This window comes from Acinetobacter parvus DSM 16617 = CIP 108168 (genome assembly GCF_000368025.1).
In the GTDB taxonomy this organism is placed as follows: Bacteria; Pseudomonadota; Gammaproteobacteria; order Pseudomonadales; family Moraxellaceae; genus Acinetobacter; species Acinetobacter parvus.
Genome location: NZ_KB849207.1, coordinates 1 through 24,811, shown reverse-complemented (window position 1 = coordinate 24,811; position 24,811 = coordinate 1). Strand labels below are relative to the sequence as shown.

17 protein-coding genes, 2 tRNA genes, 2 rRNA genes and 2 pseudogenes are annotated in these 24,811 nt (G+C 44.5%); 13 read left to right on the top strand and 10 right to left on the bottom strand.

Annotated features, from left to right (window positions below; translation table 11 throughout):
• Nucleotide 1 precedes the first annotated feature (1 nt).
• Nucleotides 2–421 (top strand): F0F1 ATP synthase subunit epsilon, encoded by a 420-nt coding sequence (locus tag F988_RS00110; RefSeq protein ID WP_004680052.1) that lies wholly within the window; start codon nucleotides 2–4, stop codon nucleotides 419–421.
• A 79-nt stretch (nucleotides 422–500) separates the two neighbouring features.
• On the opposite strand, the gene F988_RS00105 is transcribed toward F988_RS00110, so the two are convergent.
• The 4 genes and pseudogenes from F988_RS00105 to F988_RS15635 form a co-directional block, all read right to left on the bottom strand.
• Nucleotides 501–1,100: a hypothetical protein gene (locus F988_RS00105; protein ID WP_004680049.1), complete on the bottom strand. Its 600-nt coding sequence runs from the start codon at nucleotides 1,098–1,100 to the stop codon at nucleotides 501–503.
• Nucleotides 1,101–1,258: 158 nt separating this feature from the next.
• Complete coding sequence (locus F988_RS00100) at nucleotides 1,259–1,954, bottom strand: phospholipase D family protein (protein ID WP_004680047.1); 696 nt, start codon at nucleotides 1,952–1,954, stop codon at nucleotides 1,259–1,261.
• 103 nt (nucleotides 1,955–2,057) lie between these two features.
• On the bottom strand, nucleotides 2,058–2,603 hold the full coding sequence (locus tag F988_RS00095) for a glutathione peroxidase (RefSeq protein WP_004674074.1): 546 nt from the start codon (nucleotides 2,601–2,603) through the stop codon (nucleotides 2,058–2,060).
• A 115-nt stretch (nucleotides 2,604–2,718) separates the two neighbouring features.
• Nucleotides 2,719–2,807, bottom strand: a pseudogene (locus F988_RS15635) (AraC family transcriptional regulator); the annotation flags it as partial.
• On the opposite strand from F988_RS15635, the pseudogene F988_RS00090 reads away from it, so the two are divergent.
• Nucleotides 2,806–3,045: pseudogene (locus F988_RS00090) on the top strand (EamA family transporter); the annotation flags it as partial. The pseudogenes F988_RS15635 and F988_RS00090 sit on opposite strands and share 2 nt — an antisense overlap.
• Before the next feature lie 411 nt (nucleotides 3,046–3,456).
• Here F988_RS00090 and F988_RS00085 read toward each other — a convergent pair.
• Genes F988_RS00085 through F988_RS00075 form a run of 3 tightly spaced genes read right to left on the bottom strand, consistent with a single transcriptional unit; the run spans nucleotide 3,457 to nucleotide 6,367 of the window.
• On the bottom strand, nucleotides 3,457–4,026 hold the full coding sequence (locus tag F988_RS00085; protein ID WP_004680043.1) for an L-threonylcarbamoyladenylate synthase type 1 TsaC: 570 nt from the start codon (nucleotides 4,024–4,026) through the stop codon (nucleotides 3,457–3,459).
• A gap of 36 nt (nucleotides 4,027–4,062) precedes the next feature.
• Complete coding sequence (gene dprA / locus F988_RS00080; protein ID WP_004680041.1) at nucleotides 4,063–5,202, bottom strand: DNA-processing protein DprA; 1,140 nt, start codon at nucleotides 5,200–5,202, stop codon at nucleotides 4,063–4,065.
• A 13-nt stretch (nucleotides 5,203–5,215) separates the two neighbouring features.
• Complete coding sequence (locus F988_RS00075; RefSeq protein WP_004680040.1) at nucleotides 5,216–6,367, bottom strand: LysM peptidoglycan-binding domain-containing protein; 1,152 nt, start codon at nucleotides 6,365–6,367, stop codon at nucleotides 5,216–5,218.
• A gap of 120 nt (nucleotides 6,368–6,487) precedes the next feature.
• Here F988_RS00075 and def point away from each other — a divergent pair, with 120 nt between their 5' ends.
• The 3 genes from def to F988_RS00060 all read left to right on the top strand — a co-directional run bounded on the left by def (nucleotide 6,488) and on the right by F988_RS00060 (nucleotide 9,664).
• On the top strand, nucleotides 6,488–7,018 hold the full coding sequence (gene def, locus F988_RS00070; RefSeq protein WP_004680037.1) for a peptide deformylase: 531 nt from the start codon (nucleotides 6,488–6,490) through the stop codon (nucleotides 7,016–7,018).
• A gap of 50 nt (nucleotides 7,019–7,068) precedes the next feature.
• Nucleotides 7,069–7,479, top strand: coding sequence for a DUF2946 family protein (locus tag F988_RS00065; RefSeq protein ID WP_004680035.1), 411 nt, complete (start codon nucleotides 7,069–7,071; stop codon nucleotides 7,477–7,479).
• A gap of 73 nt (nucleotides 7,480–7,552) precedes the next feature.
• Complete coding sequence (locus F988_RS00060) at nucleotides 7,553–9,664, top strand: TonB-dependent receptor domain-containing protein (RefSeq protein ID WP_004680034.1); 2,112 nt, start codon at nucleotides 7,553–7,555, stop codon at nucleotides 9,662–9,664.
• Between the two features lie 46 nt (nucleotides 9,665–9,710).
• Here F988_RS00060 and F988_RS00055 read toward each other — a convergent pair whose 3' ends face one another.
• On the bottom strand, nucleotides 9,711–10,472 hold the full coding sequence (locus F988_RS00055) for a hypothetical protein (RefSeq protein ID WP_004680033.1): 762 nt from the start codon (nucleotides 10,470–10,472) through the stop codon (nucleotides 9,711–9,713).
• 312 nt (nucleotides 10,473–10,784) lie between these two features.
• Nucleotides 10,785–14,279 (bottom strand): hybrid sensor histidine kinase/response regulator, encoded by a 3,495-nt coding sequence (locus F988_RS00050; RefSeq protein ID WP_167539028.1) that lies wholly within the window; start codon nucleotides 14,277–14,279, stop codon nucleotides 10,785–10,787.
• A gap of 184 nt (nucleotides 14,280–14,463) precedes the next feature.
• On the opposite strand from F988_RS00050, the gene F988_RS00045 reads away from it, so the two are divergent.
• Nucleotides 14,464–14,796 carry a DUF485 domain-containing protein gene (locus tag F988_RS00045; protein WP_004680029.1) on the top strand — a complete coding sequence of 111 codons (333 nt, stop codon included), beginning with the start codon at nucleotides 14,464–14,466 and terminating at the stop codon, nucleotides 14,794–14,796.
• Nucleotide 14,797: 1 nt separating this feature from the next.
• A complete protein-coding gene (locus F988_RS00040; protein WP_035329786.1) occupies nucleotides 14,798–16,513 on the top strand; it encodes a cation acetate symporter in 1,716 nt (571 codons plus the stop codon).
• Nucleotides 16,514–16,566: 53 nt separating this feature from the next.
• On the opposite strand, the gene F988_RS00035 is transcribed toward F988_RS00040, so the two are convergent.
• The gene (locus tag F988_RS00035) at nucleotides 16,567–17,775 is read right to left on the bottom strand and encodes an oxygenase MpaB family protein (protein ID WP_004680025.1); all 1,209 of its coding nucleotides are present in this window, start codon (nucleotides 17,773–17,775) and stop codon (nucleotides 16,567–16,569) included.
• 85 nt (nucleotides 17,776–17,860) lie between these two features.
• On the opposite strand from F988_RS00035, the gene F988_RS00030 reads away from it, so the two are divergent.
• From F988_RS00030 to F988_RS00005, 6 genes are all read left to right on the top strand, one after another.
• Nucleotides 17,861–18,457, top strand: a complete 597-nt coding sequence (locus F988_RS00030; RefSeq protein ID WP_004674047.1) for a TetR/AcrR family transcriptional regulator — start codon at nucleotides 17,861–17,863, stop codon at nucleotides 18,455–18,457.
• A 45-nt stretch (nucleotides 18,458–18,502) separates the two neighbouring features.
• Complete coding sequence (locus F988_RS00025) at nucleotides 18,503–19,198, top strand: ion channel (RefSeq protein WP_004674044.1); 696 nt, start codon at nucleotides 18,503–18,505, stop codon at nucleotides 19,196–19,198.
• Nucleotides 19,199–19,719: 521 nt separating this feature from the next.
• Nucleotides 19,720–21,256 (top strand): 16S ribosomal RNA (locus F988_RS00020).
• A gap of 177 nt (nucleotides 21,257–21,433) precedes the next feature.
• A tRNA-Ile gene (locus F988_RS00015) sits at nucleotides 21,434–21,510 on the top strand.
• Nucleotides 21,511–21,581: 71 nt separating this feature from the next.
• A tRNA-Ala gene (locus tag F988_RS00010) sits at nucleotides 21,582–21,657 on the top strand.
• A 466-nt stretch (nucleotides 21,658–22,123) separates the two neighbouring features.
• A 23S ribosomal RNA gene (locus F988_RS00005) occupies nucleotides 22,124–24,811 on the top strand; the annotation flags it as partial.

Genomic DNA, 24,811 nt, shown 5'->3' with positions numbered 1-24,811 from the left:
CATGGCGATTATGCAATGCGATGTTGTAAGTGTTAAAGAGTCGATTTACTCTGGACAAGTTACGATGTTAATCGCAAAAGGTGCGGGTGGTGAGTTAGGTATTTTACCTGGACATGCACCACTTGTAACTTTACTCCAACCTGGACCGATTCGTGTTCAGTTGGAAAATGGTACGGAAGAAATTGTTTACGTATCTGGCGGTGTGTTAGAAGTTCAACCTCATGTTGTTACGGTACTTGCAGATAGTGCAATCCGTGCAGACAACTTGGATGAAGCTGCAATTATGGAAGCTCGTAAACAAGCTGAACAATTGCTAGCCAATCAAAAGAGTGATTTGGACTCGGCTGCTGCTCTTGCTGCGCTTGCAGAAACGGCGGCTCAGCTTGAAACCATCCGCAAAATCAAGAATCGCGCGCTCTAATCAGTGCTGATTTCAGATTGAGAAAGCCACCGAAAGGTGGCTTTTTTTATGCTGCATCGAAAATTAAAATAAATATAGTTTAAGCGTTTGAATCATCTTTATTGCCGAGTACTAAGGTTGCCAGTTTGACCATATCCATTTGAATGGTGTTGAACTGCTTTTCAATTTTTGCAAAATCTAGCTGGGCAATGTCCAGTTGACCATGTAGCAAGGGCATGCTCAGAAGCTGCTGGTTGGCTGTAAGTAGACTCTGGCGAATCTGGTCAACCTCATTACTTTTCAGGTTTAGTGAAAGTAAAATGTCATGTAGTCCGTGTAATTCCTGCTTAAGTTCACCTGTGATATTTTGCAGTTGCTGAACATTTTGATCCTGAATTGCCTGTTCAAGGCTGCTTTGTGACTGTTTTAACAAGGTCACATAATCATCGGTCTCAAGCTGCAACTTTGCAATATCGCGTGCGATGTTGAGCATATCGCCATGACTCAGGTTTTGGGTGTCCTGTGCCTTGATCATTTCGATGCTGTTATCCTGATTCGCTGTTGTAGCAGGCTGTTCAAATTCAGACTCTTGTTCCACCTGCTCATTGTCATGGGGAACTTGATCACAGCCTGTCAGTGTAAATGCAGCAACAAGTGTCATGGCTGAAAGGATGGCTTTGATCGACTGGTTTTCCATCATGGCTGAACTGCACCAAAATATGTGAATAACGTCACTATAATGAAAAAATATGAATAAAAAAGTGATTTTTGTAATTCATTAAGATTGCTTATGTAAAGAAGAGGGGCTACTAAGATTATAGCCCAAAATCTTTTGATGATTTAGGTAAATGATGTTGTTCAGATATTCATATCTCCAAGCCAAAGGAAGTAGCCACCATAGCTATTGAACTTGAATTCTCCTCCAATATTTTTGCCTTGCTCGGTTAATTGGTGTTTACCTTTATCATTAACTACTAAAAAACCTTTTTGGACAAATTGTTCAAGAAGCTCATTGGTTTTGAGCTTATGTTTTGCCGCAAGTTTAGAGGTGGTTAATTTGCTGAAATCCTCTTGTTCATTATTGTCTTGAACAGTCTCGAACTCTTTAACTTCATCAAGAGAAATACGAACTTCATCGCTGATCCGAATAATGCGTTGAGCTTCTTCGTAGGCGTCTTTAAATACGGTTGCATCTTGATCTTTTTCTATCAGGATACCCATTTCATTATTGTTGACTTGGCTAAATTCATAAAGATTTAGACTAGAGATAATGCAAGTTGATTCGTTTATATAACACTTGGCATGTAGATTTTTGCAGAAGCTGACTCGTACATAATCGAGTTTTTGCATCCATTTAATTTCATCAGGATGCAAATCACTTTTTCCATAAATGATACGAATATCTATTTTTAAACGATTTTTGTCTTCTAAAAGTTCTTTGATACGATCATTCAGTTTTAAGAAAGGACTAATTAAAATCAATCTTTCTTTAGCATTCTTGATCAGTTCCTCTAAATAAAAATTAGTTGCGCTGGTATTAAGAAACTTTGCCATAAAATTCCATCTTTATTTTATATATATAAATTAAAGTAAAATTATAATAGTTATTCAAAAGAAAAGAAGAGGTAAACTATTCTTTTCTTTAAATATATAAGAATTATTTGGCTAGCTCAGCTTCAATCGCACTGACAATACGTTCGTCATCGGCTGTGATGTCTGGTGCAAAACGTGCAACGATCTCGCCATTTTTATTGATGAGGAATTTTTCAAAGTTCCACAACACTTCAGGCGGATTGTTTGGGGTTAAACCATAGTCAACAAGGTCTTTCCACCAAGGACCCTCACCCGTACGTTCAGGAATCGCCTGAGTCAGTGTCTGGTAAAGTGGGTGCTTATCATCACCTGCAACAGAGATTTTGGCGAAAAGTGGGAAATGCACGTCATAGTTGAGAGAGCAGAATTGTTCAATCTCATCGTTTGTGCCTGGCTCTTGCTCTAAGAAGTTATTGGCAGGGAAACCTAAAATTTCCAGCCCCTGATCTTTTTTGGCCTGATAAAGTTTTTCCAAACCCTCATATTGTGGTGTCAAACCACATTTTGACGCAACGTTGACGATCAATAGGACTTTACCCTGATATTGATCAAGGTCAACATCCTGACCCTTAATGTCCTTAACTGGAATGTGGTAAACCGATTGGCTCATGTGATTATCCTAATCTGTTGTTGTGCAAGACCTGTTTGTTTTAACTGCTATTCAGCCAGAGTGCAATGCTGTTGAGATGAATCCATACAAATAATCCATGAAAACAGGGCGTTCTTTAAATGGAGGCGTTTTTAAGCTGGATGGGGTCTGGCCTGTATAGCGTTTAAAGAACTCTATAAAGCTGGAACTGTGGTGGTAGTCTATCTTTCCATCGTTGATCGCACCATTATTATGGATGTTGGCAGTACAGGCGATTGGCCCAAACCGTACCAGTATTTTTATCAACCTGATGCCTGTGTTTACCGCAATTATTGCCAGCCTCTGGTTGTCTGAACAATGGACGATCCACCATAGCATTGGTGGTGTGATGATTCTGGTGGGTATTGTGATGGCACAGAAGAAAACGGTGAAAGCACCAGCCACACGGGTGAAATCAGCCTAATTCAGGTTCGATAAAGGTGTGTTTGTTGAAAATAAAAACAAACACACCAAAAAATTTATCTAATGAGCATTCTTTCTATATGATTTACAAATATATTTTAAAGTGTGACTAAATTTGTCATCTAAAAAAAGCTGAATAAAAATAGAAATATAATTTTATTAAAATAATGAAAGTGACAAAAATGGTACGTTTTTCACATTTTTTGTTAGAGAAATAATATATTTGTATAAGTTGAACAATTGTTCTATAATACCGCCCGCAGCAGGCTGATTCGTTATGAGAATGAAGAAGTTGCTTACCAAATTTGTGAACCCTCTGGATGTGATTATCCACATCCTTTTTATGCTCAGTTATCCCTATATAACTGAGCTTTTTTTTGTCTGCTCTTCACCGAATTATATGATTAATGTACTAAGCACGAATCACTTCACCTGTAAGTGCATTTAAGATTCGGCTCGGTTGCTGGCTCAGTCCCAGATCACCCTTTAGGTAATGCAGCGATGAGGCAAAGTAATCCTGTGCCTGTTGCAGGCTATGTGCAGGTGTTAAACCCGCAGGATTGGCACTGGTTGAAACAATAAAGCCACCAAAGCTGTTGCACAGCCCAACACACAGGGGATGGGTGGTCACACGTACCGCGACAAGGGGATGCTGTCCCTTAATCCAGTCTGGAATGTGCTGATCGGCAGGGAGTAGCCAGGTGGTGGCACGCTCTGTCGGCAAACGGTCGGACCAGCTTGCAATGACTTGCTGGCGAATATCGGCTGTTAAGCTTTGTAGTAAGTGTTCAACCTGATCAAGGTGCCCAGCCAGTAAAATCACCCCTTTTTCCATTGGACGATGTTTCAGTTCCAAAATGTGCTGAAACGCCTGTTCATTGAATGGATCACAGCCCAACCCCCAGACGGCTTCAGTGGGATAGGCAAGCACTTCACCCTGTTTTAATAGTTGTGCCGCTTCAGAAATGGAGGATGTGATCATGCGAAAACTGAGAATCAAGGGATAGATGTTGCTAGTTTAATGCATTGGGCGGCAACGTAAATAGCGTCCACCTTGCTGGATACATAAACCGAGCAATTCCAGTTCCATTAACTGGGCGGTGAGGTCAGCAATCGATGCTGAATAGCGCTGGGCAAGTTGGTCGAGGTCTTGTCCAACCCAGTCCAGTATCTGGTAGAGTTCGATCAGGTGCGTAGGCAGGCTGGGTGGTGGAGGTACTGTTTCTTTGGGTTCTTCAACACGTTGTTGCTGGGCTTGCCATTGGGTTGGTAAAGCCAGATCTTCAATGATCTGTTCAGGATGGTCAACCAGGGTTGCACCCTCCCGAATCAGTTGATGGCAACCTTGATGATGCTCGCTGTAAATATGTCCAGGAATGGCGAAGACCATTTTGCCCTGATTTGCCGCTGCATTTGCCGTGGTGATGGAACCGCTTTTTAATGCCGCCTCCACCACCAACACGCCAAGGCTCAAGCCGCTGACAATACGGTTACGCCGTGGAAAAAACGCGGCTAAAGGCAGGGTGGCAGGCAAGAACTCAGTCACAATTGCGCCCGATTGACGAATTTCTTCGGCTAATTGTTTATGCTGGGCAGGATAAATGGTATCCAGTCCTGTGCCCATCACTGCAATGGTTCGCTGATGCGCCAGTCCACCACGATGTGCTGCCTCATCAATACCATGTGCCAGACCACTGCTGATATAAAAGCCTTTTTCACTTAAATAATAGCCAAAGTCATAGGCCATTTGCCGTCCATGAGGGCTGGGCTTGCGGCTGCCCACTACAGCGATTTGGGGTTGTAACAGTGCCGATGCCTGTCCCTGCCCAAATAAAATCGGTGGGTGGTCTGAATAGGGCAATAGCTGGGTTGGATAGCCGATATCGTCAGGCGTTAAGATGAAGTCACTGTGTTTTTGAATGAGTTGAACGGTCTGTGCAAATTGTTGCTGCCCCTGCGCAGTCTGGAATTCCTGCAAACGTTTTAAATGACTGGCATGTAGGCCAAGTTGCTGCCATTCTGCAAAGCGGTTGGGTTGAGTTGCCTGTTCACAACTGCCAAAGTGATGAAGAATTTTTGGAAAACTGGAGAGCGAATGTTGAACCAAATACCACACCAAAACAGTGGCGTAGTGCTGAGGTGATAATTGATCCAACATGGGTCTTTAGGACTTAGTCATCAAGACGAGGTGGCTTGATGTTTGAACCAATCTTTATTGGCAGTTCACTTTCCAGCACGTATGCATAGCTGATACGGTCAAAACTCTTAAAGATCATGACACTGCCCACATATTGTCCAGGAAGTTTAACGGCTTCCTTGGTTTTAGGGTCACGAACAGTTTCACCATCCTGATAGGTGCTGAAAACCTGTCCGATCTCAATACCGTCAGCCGTACCACGGTCTACGGTCACCACGCCGTTTTTCGCAGCAGTTCCAATTGAACCCATGACACGAATGATCTTGCCGCCATCTTTGACCTGACCTGCATCAGTTGGGTAGAACAGGGTAGGCAGCATGGCATCCTGTTCAGCCATGACGCGGTCGCCACGGCGGACTTCACCATTGTAGCTGTCGGTCAGTTCAACCGTAGTGATGTCATTTTCGTTGCGAATGGCAACACCCGAAGCGACTTGGGTTAACTCAATGCCAAGCACCTGTTTTTTGCCTTTCTCATCCAGCACCACATATGGTTCGCCCTCACGGAACACACCATAGCGTTGACCATTTTCAAGACCCTTACCACGGACATAAACGCTCTGGCCCTTGCCTGCAAGAACGCGGTTGTCTGCGGTGCCCAGAATATACGGTGTATTGGCAATCGCATCGGCTGGAAGTACCGAGGTGCGTTCCAGCCATTGTTGAATATGAGCTAATGGAATAACCGGGACGCTATTATTCAAAGCTTCAATGCGAACCTTTGGACGTAAAGTAGAAGTATTGCCAGAGTAACGACGAATGATACCGTCACAACCATCACCTTCATCTTTACCGATCAGTGGTTTACCGTTCAAACTACAAAGTAGTAGTTTGTCCCCTGGATAAATCCAGTGTGGGTTTTTAACATGTTTGTTGCTTGCCCAGATTTCAGGCCAGCGCCACGGCTTGCTTAAAAACTTGCCCGAAATGTCCCAGAGGGTATCGCCTTTTTTCACCACATAAACATGCGGTGCGCCTGCTTTCACTGACGGTGGGCTGACATTCGGACTGGCTGCATGGGTCAGGTTTACCGTCATGCCCAATCCAGCACAAATTGCAGCAGCAATTAGTTGTTTTTTTAACCCCAAGGCATGAAATGATTGTATGCCGTTTAAAACCTTTTTCATTATCATAATTCCTAAAAATTATCTGTGTAGTTGCGCTATAATAACGACTTTACACACAATTTTTTGATCAAGCATTCCCTTCAGTTGGTTTTTTGATCAATGGCATAAGTGAGGAACAGTATGGCCTTATTACCTATTTTAAGTTTTCCTGATCCCCGTCTTCGTACCATTGCCAAGCCAGTCGAAGAAGTCACTGATGATATTCGTCAGCTTGCAGCAGATATGTTAGAAACCATGTACGAGGCACCGGGTATAGGTTTAGCGGCAACTCAGGTTGATCATCATATTCAGCTTATTGTCATGGACCTTTCTGAAGAGAAAAATCAACCGATGGTGTTCATCAACCCCAAAGTCACTCCACTGACTCAAGAGACTCAGCCCTACGAAGAAGGCTGTCTCTCTGTGCCTCAAATATACGATAAAGTTGCGCGTCCGTCACGTGTAAAAATTGAAGCAATTAACCTTGATGGTCAAGCATTTGAATTAGAAGCTGACGAACTTCTCGCAGTTTGTATCCAACATGAAATGGATCACTTAAATGGAAAACTGTTTGTAGACTATTTATCGCCATTGAAACGTCAACGTGCACGTGAAAAAGTTGAAAAAGTTGTACGTCAACGCGATAAGGAAAAAGTTGCGGTTAAACGTTAACACATGTTTTTCGGTTATTAAAAGTGCCCTTATTGTTTCGTAGTGGTTTAATGCTTGCATTTACCGCAGTCTGTTTACAGATTGCGGTGTTTTTGCAGCCTCTACTGCCGAAGCAATATCAGATTGCACCCGTCTGTGAAACGATTACCCAAGCGTTATTGTTGCCTAAATTAAAAGCTGAACAGCAGTCTGTATCGCACAATATGCATCATCATTCACATCAGCTTGAACAACATCAAAGCTTGATGTCGAAACATGACCACCACGATCCAAACCATCAATGCCAGTACTGTACTGTCTATGCCAATCTGGTATTACCACCAGAATTCGGCGTGAAAGAAGTTTTAGTCCGAATCCAAATCCGTTTAGTCGCGTATCAACAGGCATTTAAGCATATTTATTTTGCACTGCAACGGCTATTCTTATTACCTCAAGGGCGAGCACCGCCACTCTTTGCATAAATTAAAACGTCAATTTCATTAGGGTTTTTAAAACTCTAGCCTCGTTTTACTTATGTTTTAAGAGAGACTAATCATGGCTCAACCTAAATTTTTATTACAACCGCTGACGGTTGCGATTCTTGCTGCTTCAAATTCTGCGGTGCTATGGGCAAATACTGAAACTCAGTCACAAACTCAAATGGCTCAAGTCACACTTGCACCGATTGTTGTCACTGCACAGCTCGCAAATGATGCGAATGGTTTGATTGTACACAGTGACCCTAAACAACCGATTCAACCTGTTCCTGCTTCGGATGGTGCTGCATATTTGAAAACTATTCCTGGTTTTAGCAGTATAGGCAGTGGGGGAACCAATGGTGATATCAGTTTTAGAGGAATGTTTGGTTCACGAATTAAAGTATTGAATGATGGTTCTGAGGAACTGGGTGCTTGTCCAGCACGTATGGATAATCCAACTTCATATATTTCACCTGAGAGTTTTGATCGTATTACCGTGATTAAAGGACCTCAAACCGTTCGCTATCCAACACCTGGTTCGGCAGCAACTGTTTTATTTGAAAGAGATCCAGTGAAATTCGATCAAAATCAAAACTATAAAGGTCAAGCGAGTGTGGTTGCAGGCTCATACGGTCGATTAGATCATAATGTAGATGCGGCGATTGGCAATGACACTGCTTATGCACGTATTAATGCGAACCGTTCTGTCGCCAATGACTATCAAGATGGTGATGGTAAGGACGTTCATTCAAATTGGGAGCGTTGGGGTGCTGATCTTGCCTTAGGATGGACACCAACTGAAAACACGTGGATTGAATTGCAGGGTGGAAAAGGCGATGGTGAGTCGGCTTACGCGGGACGTTCGCTTGATGGATCGCAATTTAAACGTGAAAGTCTGGGACTACATCTAGAACAACGCAATATTAGTGAGGTGATTAAAAAAATCGAAGCACAAGTTGATTATAGTTTTAATGATCACATTATGGATAATTTCAGTTTGAGAGATGTGCCAGTAGGTGGTATGCCTATGGCAATGGACGTCACTCGCCGTACGCTTAATGCAAGAGCAGCGATCACGACAGATTGGGATAAAATCAGTCTCGTTTCAGGACTTGATTCTCAGCATAATAAGCAAGCGGGTAATATGTACATGCGTGGTCAGTTGCCGCCAGCAATGGATGAGACTCTCAGCTTTCAAAGTTATGGTGCATTTACTGAAGCTACCATTCCTGTAAATGATAATAATAAAGTGATTACAGGCGCTCGTATTGACCATGTGGAAATTGAAAATCTAGCGAGCAATAAATCGCGTAAAAATACTGTACCTAGTGGTTTTATTCGCCTAGAAAATCTCATGCCGCAACATGATTTGAAAAGCTATATTGGTTTAGGTTATGTAGAACGTACGCCTGATTTCTGGGAAATTTATCGGACAGTATTACCATCGACAAACATGGGTATGGATGACATGAATGGTCATGGCGGTCATGGCGGTCATGGCGGTCATGGCAATATGCCAATGCCGAGTGCAACCAGAACGATGGATGACTTGGAATATCTAGACAATGAAAAAACGCTCCAACTTGATTTGGGTTATCAACTTGATCATGGGAAATATAATAGCTGGGCATCTGCTTATGTTGGTGTGATTAAAGACTTTATGTTGATCAGCTATGATGATCCTGATAATGAGATGCTTACCCCGAAAATTCGTAATGTAGATGCCACGATTGCAGGCGCAGAATTAGGTGTAGGCTATAAATTTACAGATCAAATCCAAACCGATTTGAGTGCAATGTATGCGTGGGGAGAAAATACCACGGACAATAAGCCATTACCGCAAATCGCACCTTTGGAAGCACGCTTGAACTTGCGTTATATCGCTGATAATTATTCTTTAGGTCTGTTATGGCGTGTTGTTGCGAAACAAGATCGTATTAGCAAGAACGAAGGAAATATAGTTGGCTATGACATGGGTGAAAGTAAGGCTTTTAACACGCTGTCTTTAAATGGTGCCTATAAACTGACTCAAAATGTTGAGTTATCGGTCGGGATTGATAATATCCTTGATGAGACATATGCCGAACACTTAAATAAAGGTGGTGCTGCAACAGGTTTTTATCCTGCTGATACGCAATATAACAATATTGGTCGAAACTATTGGACTCGAATCAGTATGAAATTCTAAGCTATAAAAAAACAAGGTGGGTTTGCCACCTTGTTTTATTTTTAAGTTAAGCCAAACAGTCTTGTTTTGGCATTAAGCTATCGCAGTACAACGGATTAAGTGCACATTGCAAATCATCAATTTGTTCTTGAGTGACATAGCCTTTGGCTGTGAGATATTCAGCCACACGATCATCGCGCAAGCTTAAAAATGCCGCATCATAAACACCTAAATCTACAAATAAAGCTGCTGTTTCAAGGCTATTAAAATGATCAAGAAAAACATCATTTTCGTGCATCAAAAAAATGTGTGTCAGTTCTGCATTGGCATCTACGTTTAAACGTTGTGCTAATTGCTCTGGGCGAGTGTTAATAAATAATAAATCTGATAGTTCATCGAACTGACTTTTATCCAGTTGATTTTCGCCATCTTTGACATGAGCTAACCATGCTTTAAAGACCAGCACGGCACCACCACGAAGTAGCATACTCCACATTTGATGACGAGTTTCATGATCCAAATGAGCGGATTCTGTTTCTAATACATCCAAGAATTTTTGTTCTTGTAACGCTAGCTTTTCAAATAGCCCTAGACCCTGTGGCTGATAAGCTGCTGGTGCAAATACATCAAAATTCAGCTCATGGAATACATTGAGGGCAAGGGGGGCGGCTGCTTGATAAAGTGTATTCAATGCTTTTAGATGAGTATCATTTAAGTTGCTCTGTACAAAAATATTCTGCCAGTTGAGCTCTGGTAATAAGGCGTTGGCACTGTATTGGCGGTAAAATTGTTGTGAGGTATGCTCAGAGGTGAGGTGACTACTATTCATGATCAATGTCCTTTGTGATAGTTTTGCTAGAAACCTAAACGCATGAAAAATGGCTTCTATCAAGTTGATCAATTTTTGCCTGTTTATGGATGCAAGTAGAATACGGCTAAAGTTGTATACGTGGTTTTTATGGGAATATTTATTAATAAAAACAATATTTTAATTAATTGTAAGTAAGTGTACAAACGTTCACTATTGTAAGTGAACGTTTTTGCCATAGCCAATAATTTTTTGAGCACTTTGGTCAATTTTTTGTCATTTTAGTACTCTTTTTTTGATAATTTTTGCCTATGTTTCAAAATATTTTGCCATTTAGCCCATCGGCATGATTTTTAAGCCTGATAACCATGCGCGTAATCCAGCAGGTTTCAGTGGTTTTCTCAGCAAAACAATATTCTGTCGCTTTAGGCACTGAGGAAGTTCTGGATCGGAATCTGCAGTAATCAGGGCAACAGGAATATGTGCAGGGCGATATTGTTCAATAAAATCTAAGCCGCGTTGATCATGATTTAAATGCTGATCTATTAACCAGACCTGAATATCTTCCTGTTCAATCAGCCTGAGCGCCTCCGCAGGTTCAGTCGCGGTAAAAATCTGGTAGCCCCACTTACTTAATAAGGTCCGCATGCCTTGCAGAATGGTTTCATCATTGTCCAGACACAGCACTTTATAAGCAGTGTGTTGCAGTGCGGTCACATGCGGTGTAGTCGCTTCAATTTTTGGTGCTTCGGCGAGCGGTACTTCGATCATAAAGCAAGAGCCTTTACCTAATTCTGAATAGACATGCACTGGGAAATCCAGCAGGCTGGTCATACGCTGCACGATTGCAAGTCCTAATCCCAGACCTTGCTCACCCCAGGGCGAGGTATGACCGCAACGCTCAAATTCCTGAAACAGTTTCACGCGTTGCTGTTCATTGATGCCAGGTCCTGTATCCCAAACACCGATTCGAATATGTTTTGGACGTTGTGCTGAACGCAGTACACCCACTACCACACGACCCTGTGCGGTATAGCGCAGAGCATTGCTGACAAAGTTCTGTATAATGCGGCGCATCCATTGCGGGTCGGTATCCACCCAGAACCTGGTGTCGTGAACAGAGAACTGGATATTGCGCTGTGCGGCAATCGACTTAAATTGTAGTTCGAGGTCATTTAACAGGTCATGCAGTGAATAGGCCTGACGTTTTGGCTGAATGGTTCCGCCCTCCAGACGTGCGATGTCCAGTAGGGCAGAGAGCATGCTTTCCGCACCATACAGGGCACGGTCCAGTTGCTGTAAGGTTTGTTGATCTTCAGTTGAGCTGACACTCTGTTCCAGCGCGGTGCTGAACAGGCGTGCTGCATGCATCGGTTGCAGCAGGTCGTGGCTGGCCGCTGCCAAAAATCGACTTTTCGACTGGTTGGCCTTGTCGGCTTGTTCCAGTGCCAATTTCTGTTCGGTCAGGGCATTGGCAAGCTGCTGGGTACGGTCATTGACCCGTTCTTCCAGCACCGCCTCATTTTCACGGAACGCGGTAATATCGGCAAAGGTAGTGACAAAGCCGCCGCCCTCAATAGGGGTGCCGCGCATCTGGATCACCAGACCATCCTTGCGAATCCGTTCAAATTCATGCGCACTGCCGACTTTCATCCAGTGAATCCGTTTATTTACATGCTCCTCAACCGAACCTGGTCCACATTCACCCTGTTCCGCGTTATAACGGATTAAATCAGCAATCGGGCATCCCACATAAACCAGATCTTTGGGATAATCAAACAGTTTCAGGTACTGGTTGTTCCATGCCACCAGACACATATTTTTATCCACCACACTGACCCCCTGTGTCATGTGGTCAATCATGGTCATCAACAGGTTTTGGTTAAAACGCTGCCACTGGGAGGCCTGATCCAGAATATTCGCTACCTGCCCCAAAGCCAGTCCGTTATTGATCATGGCAGTAGTGAGTAAGGTACGGGCAGAGGCCGCGCCAATAATTCCCGCCAGATACTGTTCAGTAAAACGCCACCACATGCCATTGGCGACATGGTTTTCATTGAGGATGGTATGGTTTTGCTCACAGAATTGCTGGAACGCCTGTATGGTTAGTCGGTCCCCTGTAATCCGTTTTGCCAAAGCCAGCAGATCACCCACTTTAAGCCGTGACCCATTTTGGTGTAGGTCGGTCAGGTCGGTATTTGACTGAGCGGATGGCAAAGGCTTGCTTTCATAGTAAAAAAAGCTTTCAGCCTGAATCTGTTCAGCAACGCTTGGGCGATACAGGCGCGAGACCCAGATATATGAAACCACGTTCAACCCCAAAGACCACAGCACCCCGTGAGTCAAAGGCGCAAAGGACTTAAAGCCGAGCAGCGCTTCTGGACGCAGGGCGTTGATGTCAAATGGGCCAAACAGCAACAAATGCTGGGCAAAAGCCTGATAATGCTCAGGCAGGCTGCGCAACACCGTTGGGAAAAGCAAGGTGTAGCTCCACATGGCAAAGCCGATCAACAGGCCTGCATACACGCCCTGACGGCTTGCGCCACGCCAGTAAAGACCACCAATCAGGGCTGGCGAGAACTGTGCGACGGCACTAAACGCCAGTAGACCAAAAACCGAGAGCTGGTTAATGTCATTGAAGAAATGGAAGAATAAAAAACCCAATGACATCACGCTGACAATACTGAAGCGCCGTGTCAGTTTCAGCACTCGGGGAAGTTGCTGGTCTTGTCGGGAAATAATCTTAAAGCGCCATAGTGCGGGCATGATCAGGTCATTGCTGAGCATGATCGAGAGGGCAACGGATGCCACCAGCAGCATACCTGTGGAGGCGGAGAAACCGCCCAGAAATGCCAGCAGGGTCAACCAGTCCTGTTGGTAGCTGAGCGGCAGGGCCAATACCGCAATATCAGGTGTACCCAGTGACTCAGGCAGCGAGTGTAGCGCCCAACTGGCAATTGGAATAATCGCAATGATGGTCAGGATCAGGTAGGCTGCAAACCAGCGCCGTGCGCCACGAATATGCTTTTCATCCCGTAACTCGACCACCGCCACATGGAACTGGCGTGGCAGGCAAATCATTGCCAGTGCGGCGAGCAGGGTTTGAATCCAGAATGTTTCAGGTACACCAAGCTGCTGGAGGTCATGAAAATGTTGACTGACATCGTTGCTGACTTGTTTAATATTTTCAGGCGATTGCAATAAGAAAAATCCTGCAACACAGAGGAGGGCGAATAATTTCACAAAGGATTCAAAGGCAACCGCCAGCATCAAACCGCCATGCTGTTCGGTATGGGCAATATGACGTGTGCCAAAGATCATCGCCAAAATCGCAAGTACGCCTGTCAGCACCAGCACACTGTTGGTGGTGGTATGGATGTGGGCATTTTGCTCAAGAATCACCGATGCACTCAGCGCAATGGCACGGAGTTGCAGGGCAAGGTAGGGCACAATGGCAATCACGGCAAGGATGGTGACCAGCGCAGCCAGACTGCCACTTTTTCCGTAGCGGGCCGCGACAAAGTCGGCAATCGAGGAAATGGCGTGGTGCTGACGAATACGGCCTAGCCGTCTCCAGATGTCATAACCGAACCAGATAAACAACAGCGGACCCAGATAGATCGGCAGGAAAATCACCCCCTCACGAACCGCAGCGCCTGTGGCACCGTAGAACGTCCATGATGAACAGTACACACCCAGGGTCAGGCTGAACAGCAACATGCGGCCGCGCGGGCTAAGGCGGCTGGCGTGTTTCTCTCCGAAAAACGCGCAGCCGAATAGCACCACAATATACAGGGCAAGTACCCCAATAATCAGCCAACTGTTCATATTGCTCACGTGATCAAGTCCCATTTTTTATCATACTGCGAAGCGCGGAACGTGCGTTAAAACAAGATTACATTTAGAGACCAAAGTCTAAGTTACGAGTCAAGTGGAATCTTGCTAATTTGAATAATGAAAAATCCCATGCGAAATGGGGTCCACGGCTGGACACAAAAATAAGGAGTTAATTATGGATGACTCACAGGTAGAACGTATTCTACAAAATCCAAAGTTTCAAGAAATGGTTAGCAGAAAACGCACTTTAAGTTGGACATTAACAGCAATCATGCTGTTTATCTACGTTGGTTTTATGCTTTTGGTTGGCTATAACAAAGAGTTTCTAGCAAGTTCATTTAGTGGTGGCATTACAACCTGGGGCATGCCCCTCGGTTTAGGCATCATCGTGTTGTCATTTTTATTATGTGGTGTGTATTCATATATCGCCAATACTAAACTCGATCAACTCAATGAAGAAGCACTCAAGGAAGTTGAGGCAATCACACATGAAAAAGGGATGCACTGAGATGAAAGGGACGTCTATTAAAGCGATCATTTTCGCACTTGCAACCTTGTGTAGCTCAGGTATTGCATTTGCTGGTCCTGATTTAGGAGCAGCTGAGCAGCAAGCCACCAACTGGCATGCGATCATTATGTTTATGATCTTTGTTGGTTTCACGCTTTTCATTACCAAATGGGCAGCTAAGCAAACACAATCTACCCAAGATTTCTATACTGCGGGTGGTGGAATCAGTGGTTTCCAAAACGGTTTAGCGATTGCGGGTGACTATATGTCAGCAGCATCGTTCTTGGGTATTTCAGCATTGGTGTTTAGTTCAGGCTTCGATGGCTTGCTTTATTCACTTGGTTTTATGGTCGGTTGGCCGATTGTTCTATTCCTTGTTGCTGAGCGCTTACGTAACTTAGGAAAATATAACCTTTCTGATGTAGTGTCGTTCCGTCTTGAAGAAAAGCCAGTGCGTACTTTAGCGGCAGTGAGTTCATTGGTTGTTGTTGCTTTCTATTTGATTGCTCAAATGGTGGGTGCAGGTCAGTTAATCAAACTACTATTTGGTTTGAACTATAATATCGCGGTTGTGATTGTCGGTTTATTGATGATGGCATACGTGATGTTTGGTGGTATGTTGGCAACAACTTGGGTTCAAATCATCAAAGCGGTGATGCTACTCAGTGGTGCAACATTCATGGCATTCATGGTGATGAAAGCTGTGGGCTTTAGCTTTAGCAATATGTTTAACCAAGCGATTGGTGTATACAGCCAAGCGCATAATATGAGCTTGGATGAAGCTGCAAAAATCATGGGGCCAGGCAAGCTTGCTGCGAATCCAATTGATGCACTTTCTCTTGGTCTTGCCTTGATGTTTGGTACAGCAGGTTTGCCGCACATCTTAATGCGCTTCTTCACAGTAAAAGATGCGAAAGAAGCACGTAAATCAGTTGTTGTTGCAACAGGCTTTATTGGTTATTTCTATCTTTTAACGTTCATTATTGGTTTCGGTGCGATCTTATTCGTTGCAAACAATCCTCAGTTCCTTGATGTTGCGAAAGCGGCTATGACAGGAAAATTAGAGTTGATTGGTGGTAATAATATGGCGGCAGTTCACCTCAGTGATGCTGTTGGTGGTGACCTGTTCATGGGTTTCATTTCAGCAGTTGCATTTGCAACCATCCTTGCTGTAGTTGCTGGCTTAACACTTTCAGGTGCTTCTGCGATTTCACATGACTTATATGCAAACGTATTCAAAAAAGGTAAAACTACGCCTCAATCTGAATTACGTATGTCAAAAATTGCGACTTTAGGTTTAGCAATCTTTGCCATGGTCCTAGGGATTTTGTTCGAAAAACAAAACGTTGCTTTCATGGTTGGTTTGGCATTCTCAGTTGCATGTTGTGCAAACTTCCCAGTACTTGTATTGTCTATGTTCTGGAAAGGTTTAACGACTCGTGGTGCAGTAATTGGTGGTGTGGTTGGCTTGGTGGGTGCGGCAAGTTTAATTATCTTGTCAAAAGCAGTTTGGGTTGATACTTTGGGTATTTCTGAAACTGCGCCAAACCCATTCAATGGTCCAGCATTATTTGCAATGCCATTATCATTCCTTTGCTGTTGGTTCTTCTCTGTAACAGATAAAACTGCGCGTGCAGAGAAAGAGCGTAAAGCGTTCGATGCTCAGTTTGTTCGTTCGCAAACAGGTATTGGTATCTCTGGTGCATCAGATCACTAATTAAATTCGATATCTAAATCAAAGCCCTCATCAATTGAGGGCTTTTTTATGGTTTATTGATGCATACTGGCCAGTTGCTGTGATTGATTGCGATACAATGACAGACCAATTTTCTGTAAATGCCGTCCTTTCTGTTCAAGGAAATGATTTAATTTTGGAATATGTTTGGCGCCTGTATAGAGTGCTAGATTGCGACCAATCAAATAATAGGCAAACCATGAGGCTGACTGTGGTGCCAAACCCAATTTCTGCATTTTTTTACGACCAATAAAGAATTGGGTAATTTCGAGGTGTTGTTTGTAGGCTAGTTTTTGCTGAAAAGAGCGTAGGTAACGATATTTCCGTTCAAAGGGTTCTTTGGAAAGACTAGATCCCAGAGAAATACTGCTCTCATCAGATTGAGGATGTGCAAACTGCATCCAGTAAATCATTTTCCAGCCGTCAGCTTCATTATTCACTAACCATTTTTCTTCAATGCCCATCAACCAGCCCGCATATTTCCAAAAATGCAAAAAGCTATCAACTTCTTGTTTACTCGGAAAAATACCTAAAGCCCGAATACCCAGCAATACCACACCGCTAAAGGCAATATTGGTCATGGCCTGATCATATTGGTTGATGGGCAAACCCCAGGTCTCAGCATCCCATTTTTCAGATTTTTGCAGTTGATGACTCACCAGCGAATGAATAAAACGTACAAAAATGGTTGAGGTAAAACCTTTGCTAAAGCGTTCAAAACCACCTTGTTCAGTGATATCCACCCACCATTTGGTGGTTTCAGCCAGACGGGTGCCCGCCTGTTTCTTTAATGCGCCTGTCAATACCAATGGCTGGTTAAAGCCAGGATACAGATAACCTGTCATGAGGGAAACATCTCTCAGGATGAAGCCATTATTTACACCCAAACGATAGGTAAATTTCAGGGCTTCATCAATCTTGCCTTGATCGTACCAAACGGGTTTTTGTTCAATGAGCTGAAAAAACTCAGTGAGTTCAGGAATCTCATGCGGCAGCTTGTCCAAACCCTCATACAGCGCCGTTTCAAAATACTTACGGTGCTGTTTTGGGTTTTGCAATACCCAGCGCAACACCTGATCCATCGGCTCATCACCACTTTGCAGGGCGTTATTCAATGCCAGATAGTCCTCATAACTTGGCTGGACCTCCTGACGAGTCATATAGCTTAATATTTTGGATTTCACATTCGACTGAATCATGTCTTCAAAAGAAGCCAGACGTTTAGGTTTAACGATGCTTTGCATTGCATAAAGCCCCTGATTGTTATTTAATCAAAGCTTAATATGAATAAATATTCGTATTCAATTCGCATTTCCCTTGAGGCTGAGCATGAGAAAAAGACCCCAGCAGCAACGTGCCAAAATGATCGTGGAAAGCATTTTACAGGGTACACAAAAATGCATTTCTGAATATGGCGTGTTGCATGTCACCACACCTAAAATCTCTGAAAAATCAGGAGTAAGTGTCGGATCAATTTATCAATATTTTGAAAATAAAGAACAGATTGTGGCGGAACTGCTGCTACGTAAAAGTGAGGATCTGGGGCAGGCATTGAAACAGTTGGTGATGCTGCAACAGCAAACCAGTATTCAGGACGTCATCACATTAAGCATTGCCTTTGGCTTTGAATCGTTGAAGTCTGATCAGGGCTTTTTTATTGAAATCTTAAAGAACTGGCATGCCTACAGTGACTCAGATGCGGCACAGGTGCTGGAAAGACATTTTTTGGAAATTGGGATGTACCTGTTTGGGCGTTACTATCCACACTGGGACTTTGAAACACTCAAGCATAAATCATTCGTGATCATTAACAGCACTCTGTTTACCATGATGCGGTATGCCAGTAAAAACACCTTTTTAATTGAAGAGCAGCGTTTGCAACAAGAACTCTCTAAAATGATCATTTCCTTTCTGGATGCAGTATGATGCTATAAACATAATGAAAACCATAACAAGACTTGGGGAAACCACATGCAAACCTTGAGGGAATTTTGGAAAACGTTTCGTTTACTCCCATCCGCATGGCTGTTACTGGTGCAACTGGCCCTGTTGATTTTATATATGCTGACTTCTGGTGACAGTGAATATCGTGCCCTGACTTGGTCGCTGGGTGTATTGGCACTACTGATTATTGCCAAGGTCATTCGCCAAACTCCAGTGTTTACCTTTTGGGGACTGGTTTTTGTGAGTGGCGCTTTCCTGTTTTCCATCCTGATTTTTATTGGCTATGGCACACCAGTCGTTCAGGTCACAGCCTATAGCTTTGAGGCGCTTGCCTATTTTTATGCCGCCTATGGGCTGCTGCGTTATATGTTTGCCGACCGTTACCTCACTAAGGACGAGCTATTTGCTGCGGGTGCAGTTTTTACTCTCATCGCTTGGGCATTCGCCTTTTTATATAGTATTTGCCAGTTGCTTTTACCTAATAGTTTTCAAAACCCAAATCAGCCACAAGATTTACAAGTTTGGCTCGATTTATTATTTCTGAGTTTTAGTCTGCAATCAGCAACGGGTTTATCTGATTTGATGCCAATTAGTCCAGCAGCTAGAGTATTAACCATGCTACAAATGTTTGGTGGGGTGATGTACCTTGCGGTGGTGGTGTCACGCTTGATCGCACTGCAATATATTGCCCATTTACCCAAGCAATCCAGCCATAAGGAATAACCCTGTTACAGCATTACAACTGCGTTATTTTTCACATTATTTAATTTTAAATTATATAAATCAGTATATTAGATAAGTTAAAGTTTAAAAATACAACAACCGAATAATTAAATTTTTAAAAGTTCTTGCAAGCGCCCTGAAATGCTGTAGAATGCCCACTCATCGGCGGTGATACAGATAAAAACTTGTTGATAAACAATGGTTTGATTAAGATAGTCTAGGTTGTAGGCTGGATTGGTCAGGTCTGTTTAGGTTAAGATAAGTTTTAAAAATATCGAAATTGCCTGTTGACTTTAAAGAGATTTAGGCTAACATAGCCGACCTAGCTTGATGATGACGAATCATCGAGAAGATCATTAAGAGAATAGAAGAACAACTTGTGTGGATTTTTACTGATTGATCGATCGAAATTATTTTCATTGATTGAATGGTAGAAATTACTCGAAGTTTATTTGAGCGAATTTTTAGTCAGAAAATTGATGAGCCAGATTTGGTGCTTAGAATAAAGCACAAATGATATTAAACTGAAGAGTTTGATCATGGCTCAGATTGAACGCTGGCGGCAGGCTTAACACATGCAAGTCGAGCGGGGATTGGGTGCTTGCACCTAATCTTAGCGGCGGACGGGTGAGTAATGCTTAGGAATCTGCCATTTAGTGGGGGACAACATTCCGAAAGGGATGCTAATACCGCATACGCCCTACGGGGGAAAGCAGGGGATCATTAGACCTTGCGCTAAATGATGAGCCTAAGTCGGATTAGCTAGTTGGTGGGGTAAAGGCCTACCAAGGCGACGATCTGTAGCGGGTCTGAGAGGATGATCCGCCACACTGGGACTGAGACACGGCCCAGACTCCTACGGGAGGCAGCAGTGGGGAATATTGGACAATGGGCGGAAGCCTGATCCAGCCATGCCGCGTGTGTGAAGAAGGCCTTTTGGTTGTAAAGCACTTTAAGCGAGGAGGAGGCTACCTGGATTAATACTCTAGGATAGTGGACGTTACTCGCAGAATAAGCACCGGCTAACTCTGTGCCAGCAGCCGCGGTAATACAGAGGGTGCGAGCGTTAATCGGATTTACTGGGCGTAAAGCGTGCGTAGGCGGCTGATTAAGTCGGATGTGAAATCCCTGAGCTTAACTTAGGAATTGCATTCGATACTGGTCAGCTAGAGTATGGGAGAGGATGGTAGAATTCCAGGTGTAGCGGTGAAATGCGTAGAGATCTGGAGGAATACCGATGGCGAAGGCAGCCATCTGGCCTAATACTGACGCTGAGGTACGAAAGCATGGGGAGCAAACAGGATTAGATACCCTGGTAGTCCATGCCGTAAACGATGTCTACTAGCCGTTGGGGCCTTTGAGGCTTTAGTGGCGCAGCTAACGCGATAAGTAGACCGCCTGGGGAGTACGGTCGCAAGACTAAAACTCAAATGAATTGACGGGGGCCCGCACAAGCGGTGGAGCATGTGGTTTAATTCGATGCAACGCGAAGAACCTTACCTGGCCTTGACATAGTAGAAACTTTCCAGAGATGGATTGGTGCCTTCGGGAATCTACATACAGGTGCTGCATGGCTGTCGTCAGCTCGTGTCGTGAGATGTTGGGTTAAGTCCCGCAACGAGCGCAACCCTTTTCCTTACTTGCCAGCATTTCGGATGGGAACTTTAAGGATACTGCCAGTGACAAACTGGAGGAAGGCGGGGACGACGTCAAGTCATCATGGCCCTTACGGCCAGGGCTACACACGTGCTACAATGGTCGGTACAAAGGGTTGCTACCTAGCGATAGGATGCTAATCTCAAAAAGCCGATCGTAGTCCGGATTGGAGTCTGCAACTCGACTCCATGAAGTCGGAATCGCTAGTAATCGCGGATCAGAATGCCGCGGTGAATACGTTCCCGGGCCTTGTACACACCGCCCGTCACACCATGGGAGTTTGTTGCACCAGAAGTAGGTAGTCTAACCTTAGGGGGGACGCTTACCACGGTGTGGCCGATGACTGGGGTGAAGTCGTAACAAGGTAGCCGTAGGGGAACCTGCGGCTGGATCACCTCCTTAACGAAAGATTGACGATCGGTAAGAATCCACAACAAGTTGTTCTTCGAGATATATCGAATGAAAGATAGAAAAAGTATTGTTTCTCTTTTTTAATTTTAGAGATAAGTCGTGCACTACGCGCTGCGCTTGTCTTGCGAAATAAAAGAAGAGATCAACGATCTCTTCTTTTATTTCTCAGGGTCTGTAGCTCAGTTGGTTAGAGCACACGCTTGATAAGCGTGGGGTCACAAGTTCAAGTCTTGTCAGACCCACCACTACTGACGAAGTGATGAATAATCACAAGCTACTAGATGAGAAGATATATCGTTCATTATGATTGTAAGCTGGGGACTTAGCTTAGTTGGTAGAGCGCCTGCTTTGCACGCAGGAGGTCAGGAGTTCGACTCTCCTAGTCTCCACCAGAGCTTCGATCAGCAAAGCAACGCTTTGCCGAAGCGCAAGACAAGCAGCTATGCTGCGCGTAGTATCTGATCTAATATGGTAGTGAAAGATATTTTTAAATTATAGAACTTAATAAATAAGGTGAATCAAGAGATTGATTTAGATTTATTAACTTCTGTGATTTATTACAGTTTACTGCAAGCTGACGAGGCTGTAGTTAATCATTAACAGATTAGAATTTGAGTCTGAAATAAATTGTTCACTCATTCAATAACAAAGCAAGAAGAATTAATTCTTTAAGCTGAGTTGTTAGAAATGAGAACTAGCAAAAACACTGAATCAAGCGTTTTGGTATATGAATTTAGATTGAAGCTGTACGGTGCTTAAGTGCACGGGACTTCGAACTGTAGATTAAATAGATCATTAATTATTTATTTAATTGTCTTAATCCTACTTGTAGGGATTAACGACTGTTTGGGGTTGTATAGTCAAGTAATTAAGTGCATGTGGTGGATGCCTTGGCAGTCAGAGGCGAAGAAAGACGTGATAGCCTGCGAAAAGCTCCGGGGAGGCGGCAAATATCCTGTGATCCGGAGATATCTGAATGGGGGAACCCACTTACCATAAGGTAGGTATTGCAACATGAATACATAGTGTTGCAAGGCGAACGAGGGGAAGTGAAACATCTCAGTACCCTTAGGAAAAGAAATCAATTGAGATTCCCTTAGTAGCGGCGAGCGAACGGGGAGTAGCCCATTAAGTTATGTGTGTTTTAGTGGAACGCTCTGGGAAGTGCGAACGTAGAGGGTGATATTCCCGTACACGAAAGGGCACACATAATGATGACGAGTAGGGCGAGGCACGTGAAACCTTGTCTGAATATGGGGGGACCATCCTCCAAGGCTAAATACTCCTGACTGACCGATAGTGAACCAGTACCGTGAGGGAAAGGCGAAAAGAACCCCTGTGAGGGGAGTGAAATAGATCCTGAAACCGCATGCATACAAGCAGTGGGAGCCGACATGTTCGGTGACTGCGTACCTTTTGTATAATGGGTCAGCGACTTATATTCAGTAGCGAGGTTAACCGAATAGGGGAGCCGTAGAGAAATCGAGTCTTAATAGGGCGTTTAGTTGCTGGGTATAGACCCGAAACCAGGCGATCTATCCATGAGCAGGTTGAAGGTTGGGTAACACTAACTGGAGGACCGAACCCACTGTCGTTGAAAAGCCAGGGGATGACTTGTGGATAGGGGTGAAAGGCTAATCAAGCCTGGTGATAGCTGGTTCTCCCCGAAAGCTATTTAGGTAGCGCCTCGGACGAATACCATTGGGGGTAGAGCACTGTTTCGGCTAGGGGGTCATCCCGACTTACCAAACCGATGCAAACTCCGAATACCAATGAGTACTATCCGGGAGACAGACTGCGGGTGCTAACGTCCGTAGTCAAGAGGAAAACAATCCAGACCGCCAGCTAAGGCCCCAAAATCATAGTTAAGTGGGAAACGATGTGGGAAGGCATAGACAGCTAGGAGGTTGGCTTAGAAGCAGCCACCCTTTAAAGAAAGCGTAATAGCTCACTAGTCGAGTCGGCCTGCGCGGAAGATGTAACGGGGCTAAAACTATGTGCCGAAGCTGCGGATGTAACTTTTAAGTTACGTGGTAGGGGAGCGTTCTGTAAGCCGAAGAAGGTGTATTGAGAAGTATGCTGGAGGTATCAGAAGTGCGAATGCTGACGTGAGTAACGACAAAACGGGTGAAAAACCCGTTCGCTGAAAGACCAAGGGTTCCAGTCCAACGTTAATCGGGGCTGGGTGAGTCGACCCCTAAGGCGAGGCCGAGAGGCGTAGTCGATGGGAAATTGGTTAATATTCCAATACTTCTGTGTAATGCGATGAGAGGACGGAGAAGGTTAAGTCAGCCTGGCGTTGGTTGTCCAGGTGGAAGACAGTAGGCATGCATCTTAGGCAAATCCGGGGTGCTCTATGCTGAGAGTCGATAGCAAGCTGTACTTGTACAGTGAAGTGGCTGATACCATGCTTCCAGGAAAAGTCTCTAAGCTTCAGTTACACAGGAATCGTACCCGAAACCGACACAGGTGGTCAGGTCGAGTAGACCAAAGCGCTTGAGAGAACTCTGCTGAAGGAACTAGGCAAAATGGTACCGTAACTTCGGGAGAAGGTACGCTGCTGACGGTGATGGGACTTGCTCCCTGAGCGGTTGGCAGCCGCAGAAACCAGGCCGCTGCAACTGTTTATTAAAAACATAGCACTCTGCAAACACGAAAGTGGACGTATAGGGTGTGATGCCTGCCCGGTGCTGGAAGGTTAATTGATGGGGTTAGCGTAAGCGAAGCTCTTGATCGAAGCCCCAGTAAACGGCGGCCGTAACTATAACGGTCCTAAGGTAGCGAAATTCCTTGTCGGGTAAGTTCCGACCTGCACGAATGGCATAATGATGGCGGCGCTGTCTCCAGCAGAGGCTCAGTGAAATCGAAATCGCTGTGAAGATGCAGTGTACCCGCGGCTAGACGGAAAGACCCCGTGAACCTTTACTGCAGCTTGACATTGAACTTTGACCTTACTTGTGTAGGATAGGTGGGAGGCTTTGAAGTTGGAACGCTAGTTCCAATGGAGCCGTCCTTGAAATACCACCCTGGTAATGTTGAGGTTCTAACTCTGCCCCGTAATCCGGGGCGAGGACCATGTCTGGTGGGTAGTTTGACTGGGGCGGTCTCCTCCTAAAGAGTAACGGAGGAGTACGAAGGTGCGCTCAGCGTGGTCGGAAATCACGCGTAGAGTATAAAGGCAAAAGCGCGCTTAACTGCGAGACCCACAAGTCGAGCAGGTACGAAAGTAGGTCTTAGTGATCCGGTGGTTCTGTATGGAAGGGCCATCGCTCAACGGATAAAAGGTACTCTGGGGATAACAGGCTGATACCGCCCAAGAGTTCATATCGACGGCGGTGTTTGGCACCTCGATGTCGGCTCATCTCATCCTGGGGCTGAAGCAGGTCCCAAGGGTATGGCTGTTCGCCATTTAAAGAGGTACGCGAGCTGGGTTTAGAACGTCGTGAGACAGTTCGGTCCCTATCTACCGTGGGCGCTGGAAATTTGAGAGGATCTGCTCCTAGTACGAGAGGACCAGAGTGGACGAACCTCTGGTGTACCGGTTGT

Coding starts and splice junctions, on each gene's coding strand:
- def (WP_004680037.1), top strand. CDS start 6,488: ATGGCCTTATTACCTATTTTAAGTTTTCCTGATCCCCGTCTTCGTACC.
- dprA (WP_004680041.1), bottom strand. CDS start 5,202: ATGTTGGATCAATTATCACCTCAGCACTACGCCACTGTTTTGGTGTGG.
- F988_RS00030 (WP_004674047.1), top strand. CDS start 17,861: ATGAGAAAAAGACCCCAGCAGCAACGTGCCAAAATGATCGTGGAAAGC.
- F988_RS00105 (WP_004680049.1), bottom strand. CDS start 1,100: ATGATGGAAAACCAGTCGATCAAAGCCATCCTTTCAGCCATGACACTT.
- F988_RS00045 (WP_004680029.1), top strand. CDS start 14,464: ATGGATGACTCACAGGTAGAACGTATTCTACAAAATCCAAAGTTTCAA.
- F988_RS00085 (WP_004680043.1), bottom strand. CDS start 4,026: ATGATCACATCCTCCATTTCTGAAGCGGCACAACTATTAAAACAGGGT.
- F988_RS00035 (WP_004680025.1), bottom strand. CDS start 17,775: ATGCAAAGCATCGTTAAACCTAAACGTCTGGCTTCTTTTGAAGACATG.
- F988_RS00025 (WP_004674044.1), top strand. CDS start 18,503: ATGCAAACCTTGAGGGAATTTTGGAAAACGTTTCGTTTACTCCCATCC.
- F988_RS00075 (WP_004680040.1), bottom strand. CDS start 6,367: ATGAAAAAGGTTTTAAACGGCATACAATCATTTCATGCCTTGGGGTTA.
- F988_RS00050 (WP_167539028.1), bottom strand. CDS start 14,279: ATGAACAGTTGGCTGATTATTGGGGTACTTGCCCTGTATATTGTGGTG.
- F988_RS00055 (WP_004680033.1), bottom strand. CDS start 10,472: ATGAATAGTAGTCACCTCACCTCTGAGCATACCTCACAACAATTTTAC.
- F988_RS00060 (WP_004680034.1), top strand. CDS start 7,553: ATGGCTCAACCTAAATTTTTATTACAACCGCTGACGGTTGCGATTCTT.
- F988_RS00095 (WP_004674074.1), bottom strand. CDS start 2,603: ATGAGCCAATCGGTTTACCACATTCCAGTTAAGGACATTAAGGGTCAG.
- F988_RS00100 (WP_004680047.1), bottom strand. CDS start 1,954: ATGGCAAAGTTTCTTAATACCAGCGCAACTAATTTTTATTTAGAGGAA.
- F988_RS00065 (WP_004680035.1), top strand. CDS start 7,069: ATGCTTGCATTTACCGCAGTCTGTTTACAGATTGCGGTGTTTTTGCAG.
- F988_RS00040 (WP_035329786.1), top strand. CDS start 14,798: ATGAAAGGGACGTCTATTAAAGCGATCATTTTCGCACTTGCAACCTTG.
- F988_RS00110 (WP_004680052.1), top strand. CDS start 2: ATGGCGATTATGCAATGCGATGTTGTAAGTGTTAAAGAGTCGATTTAC.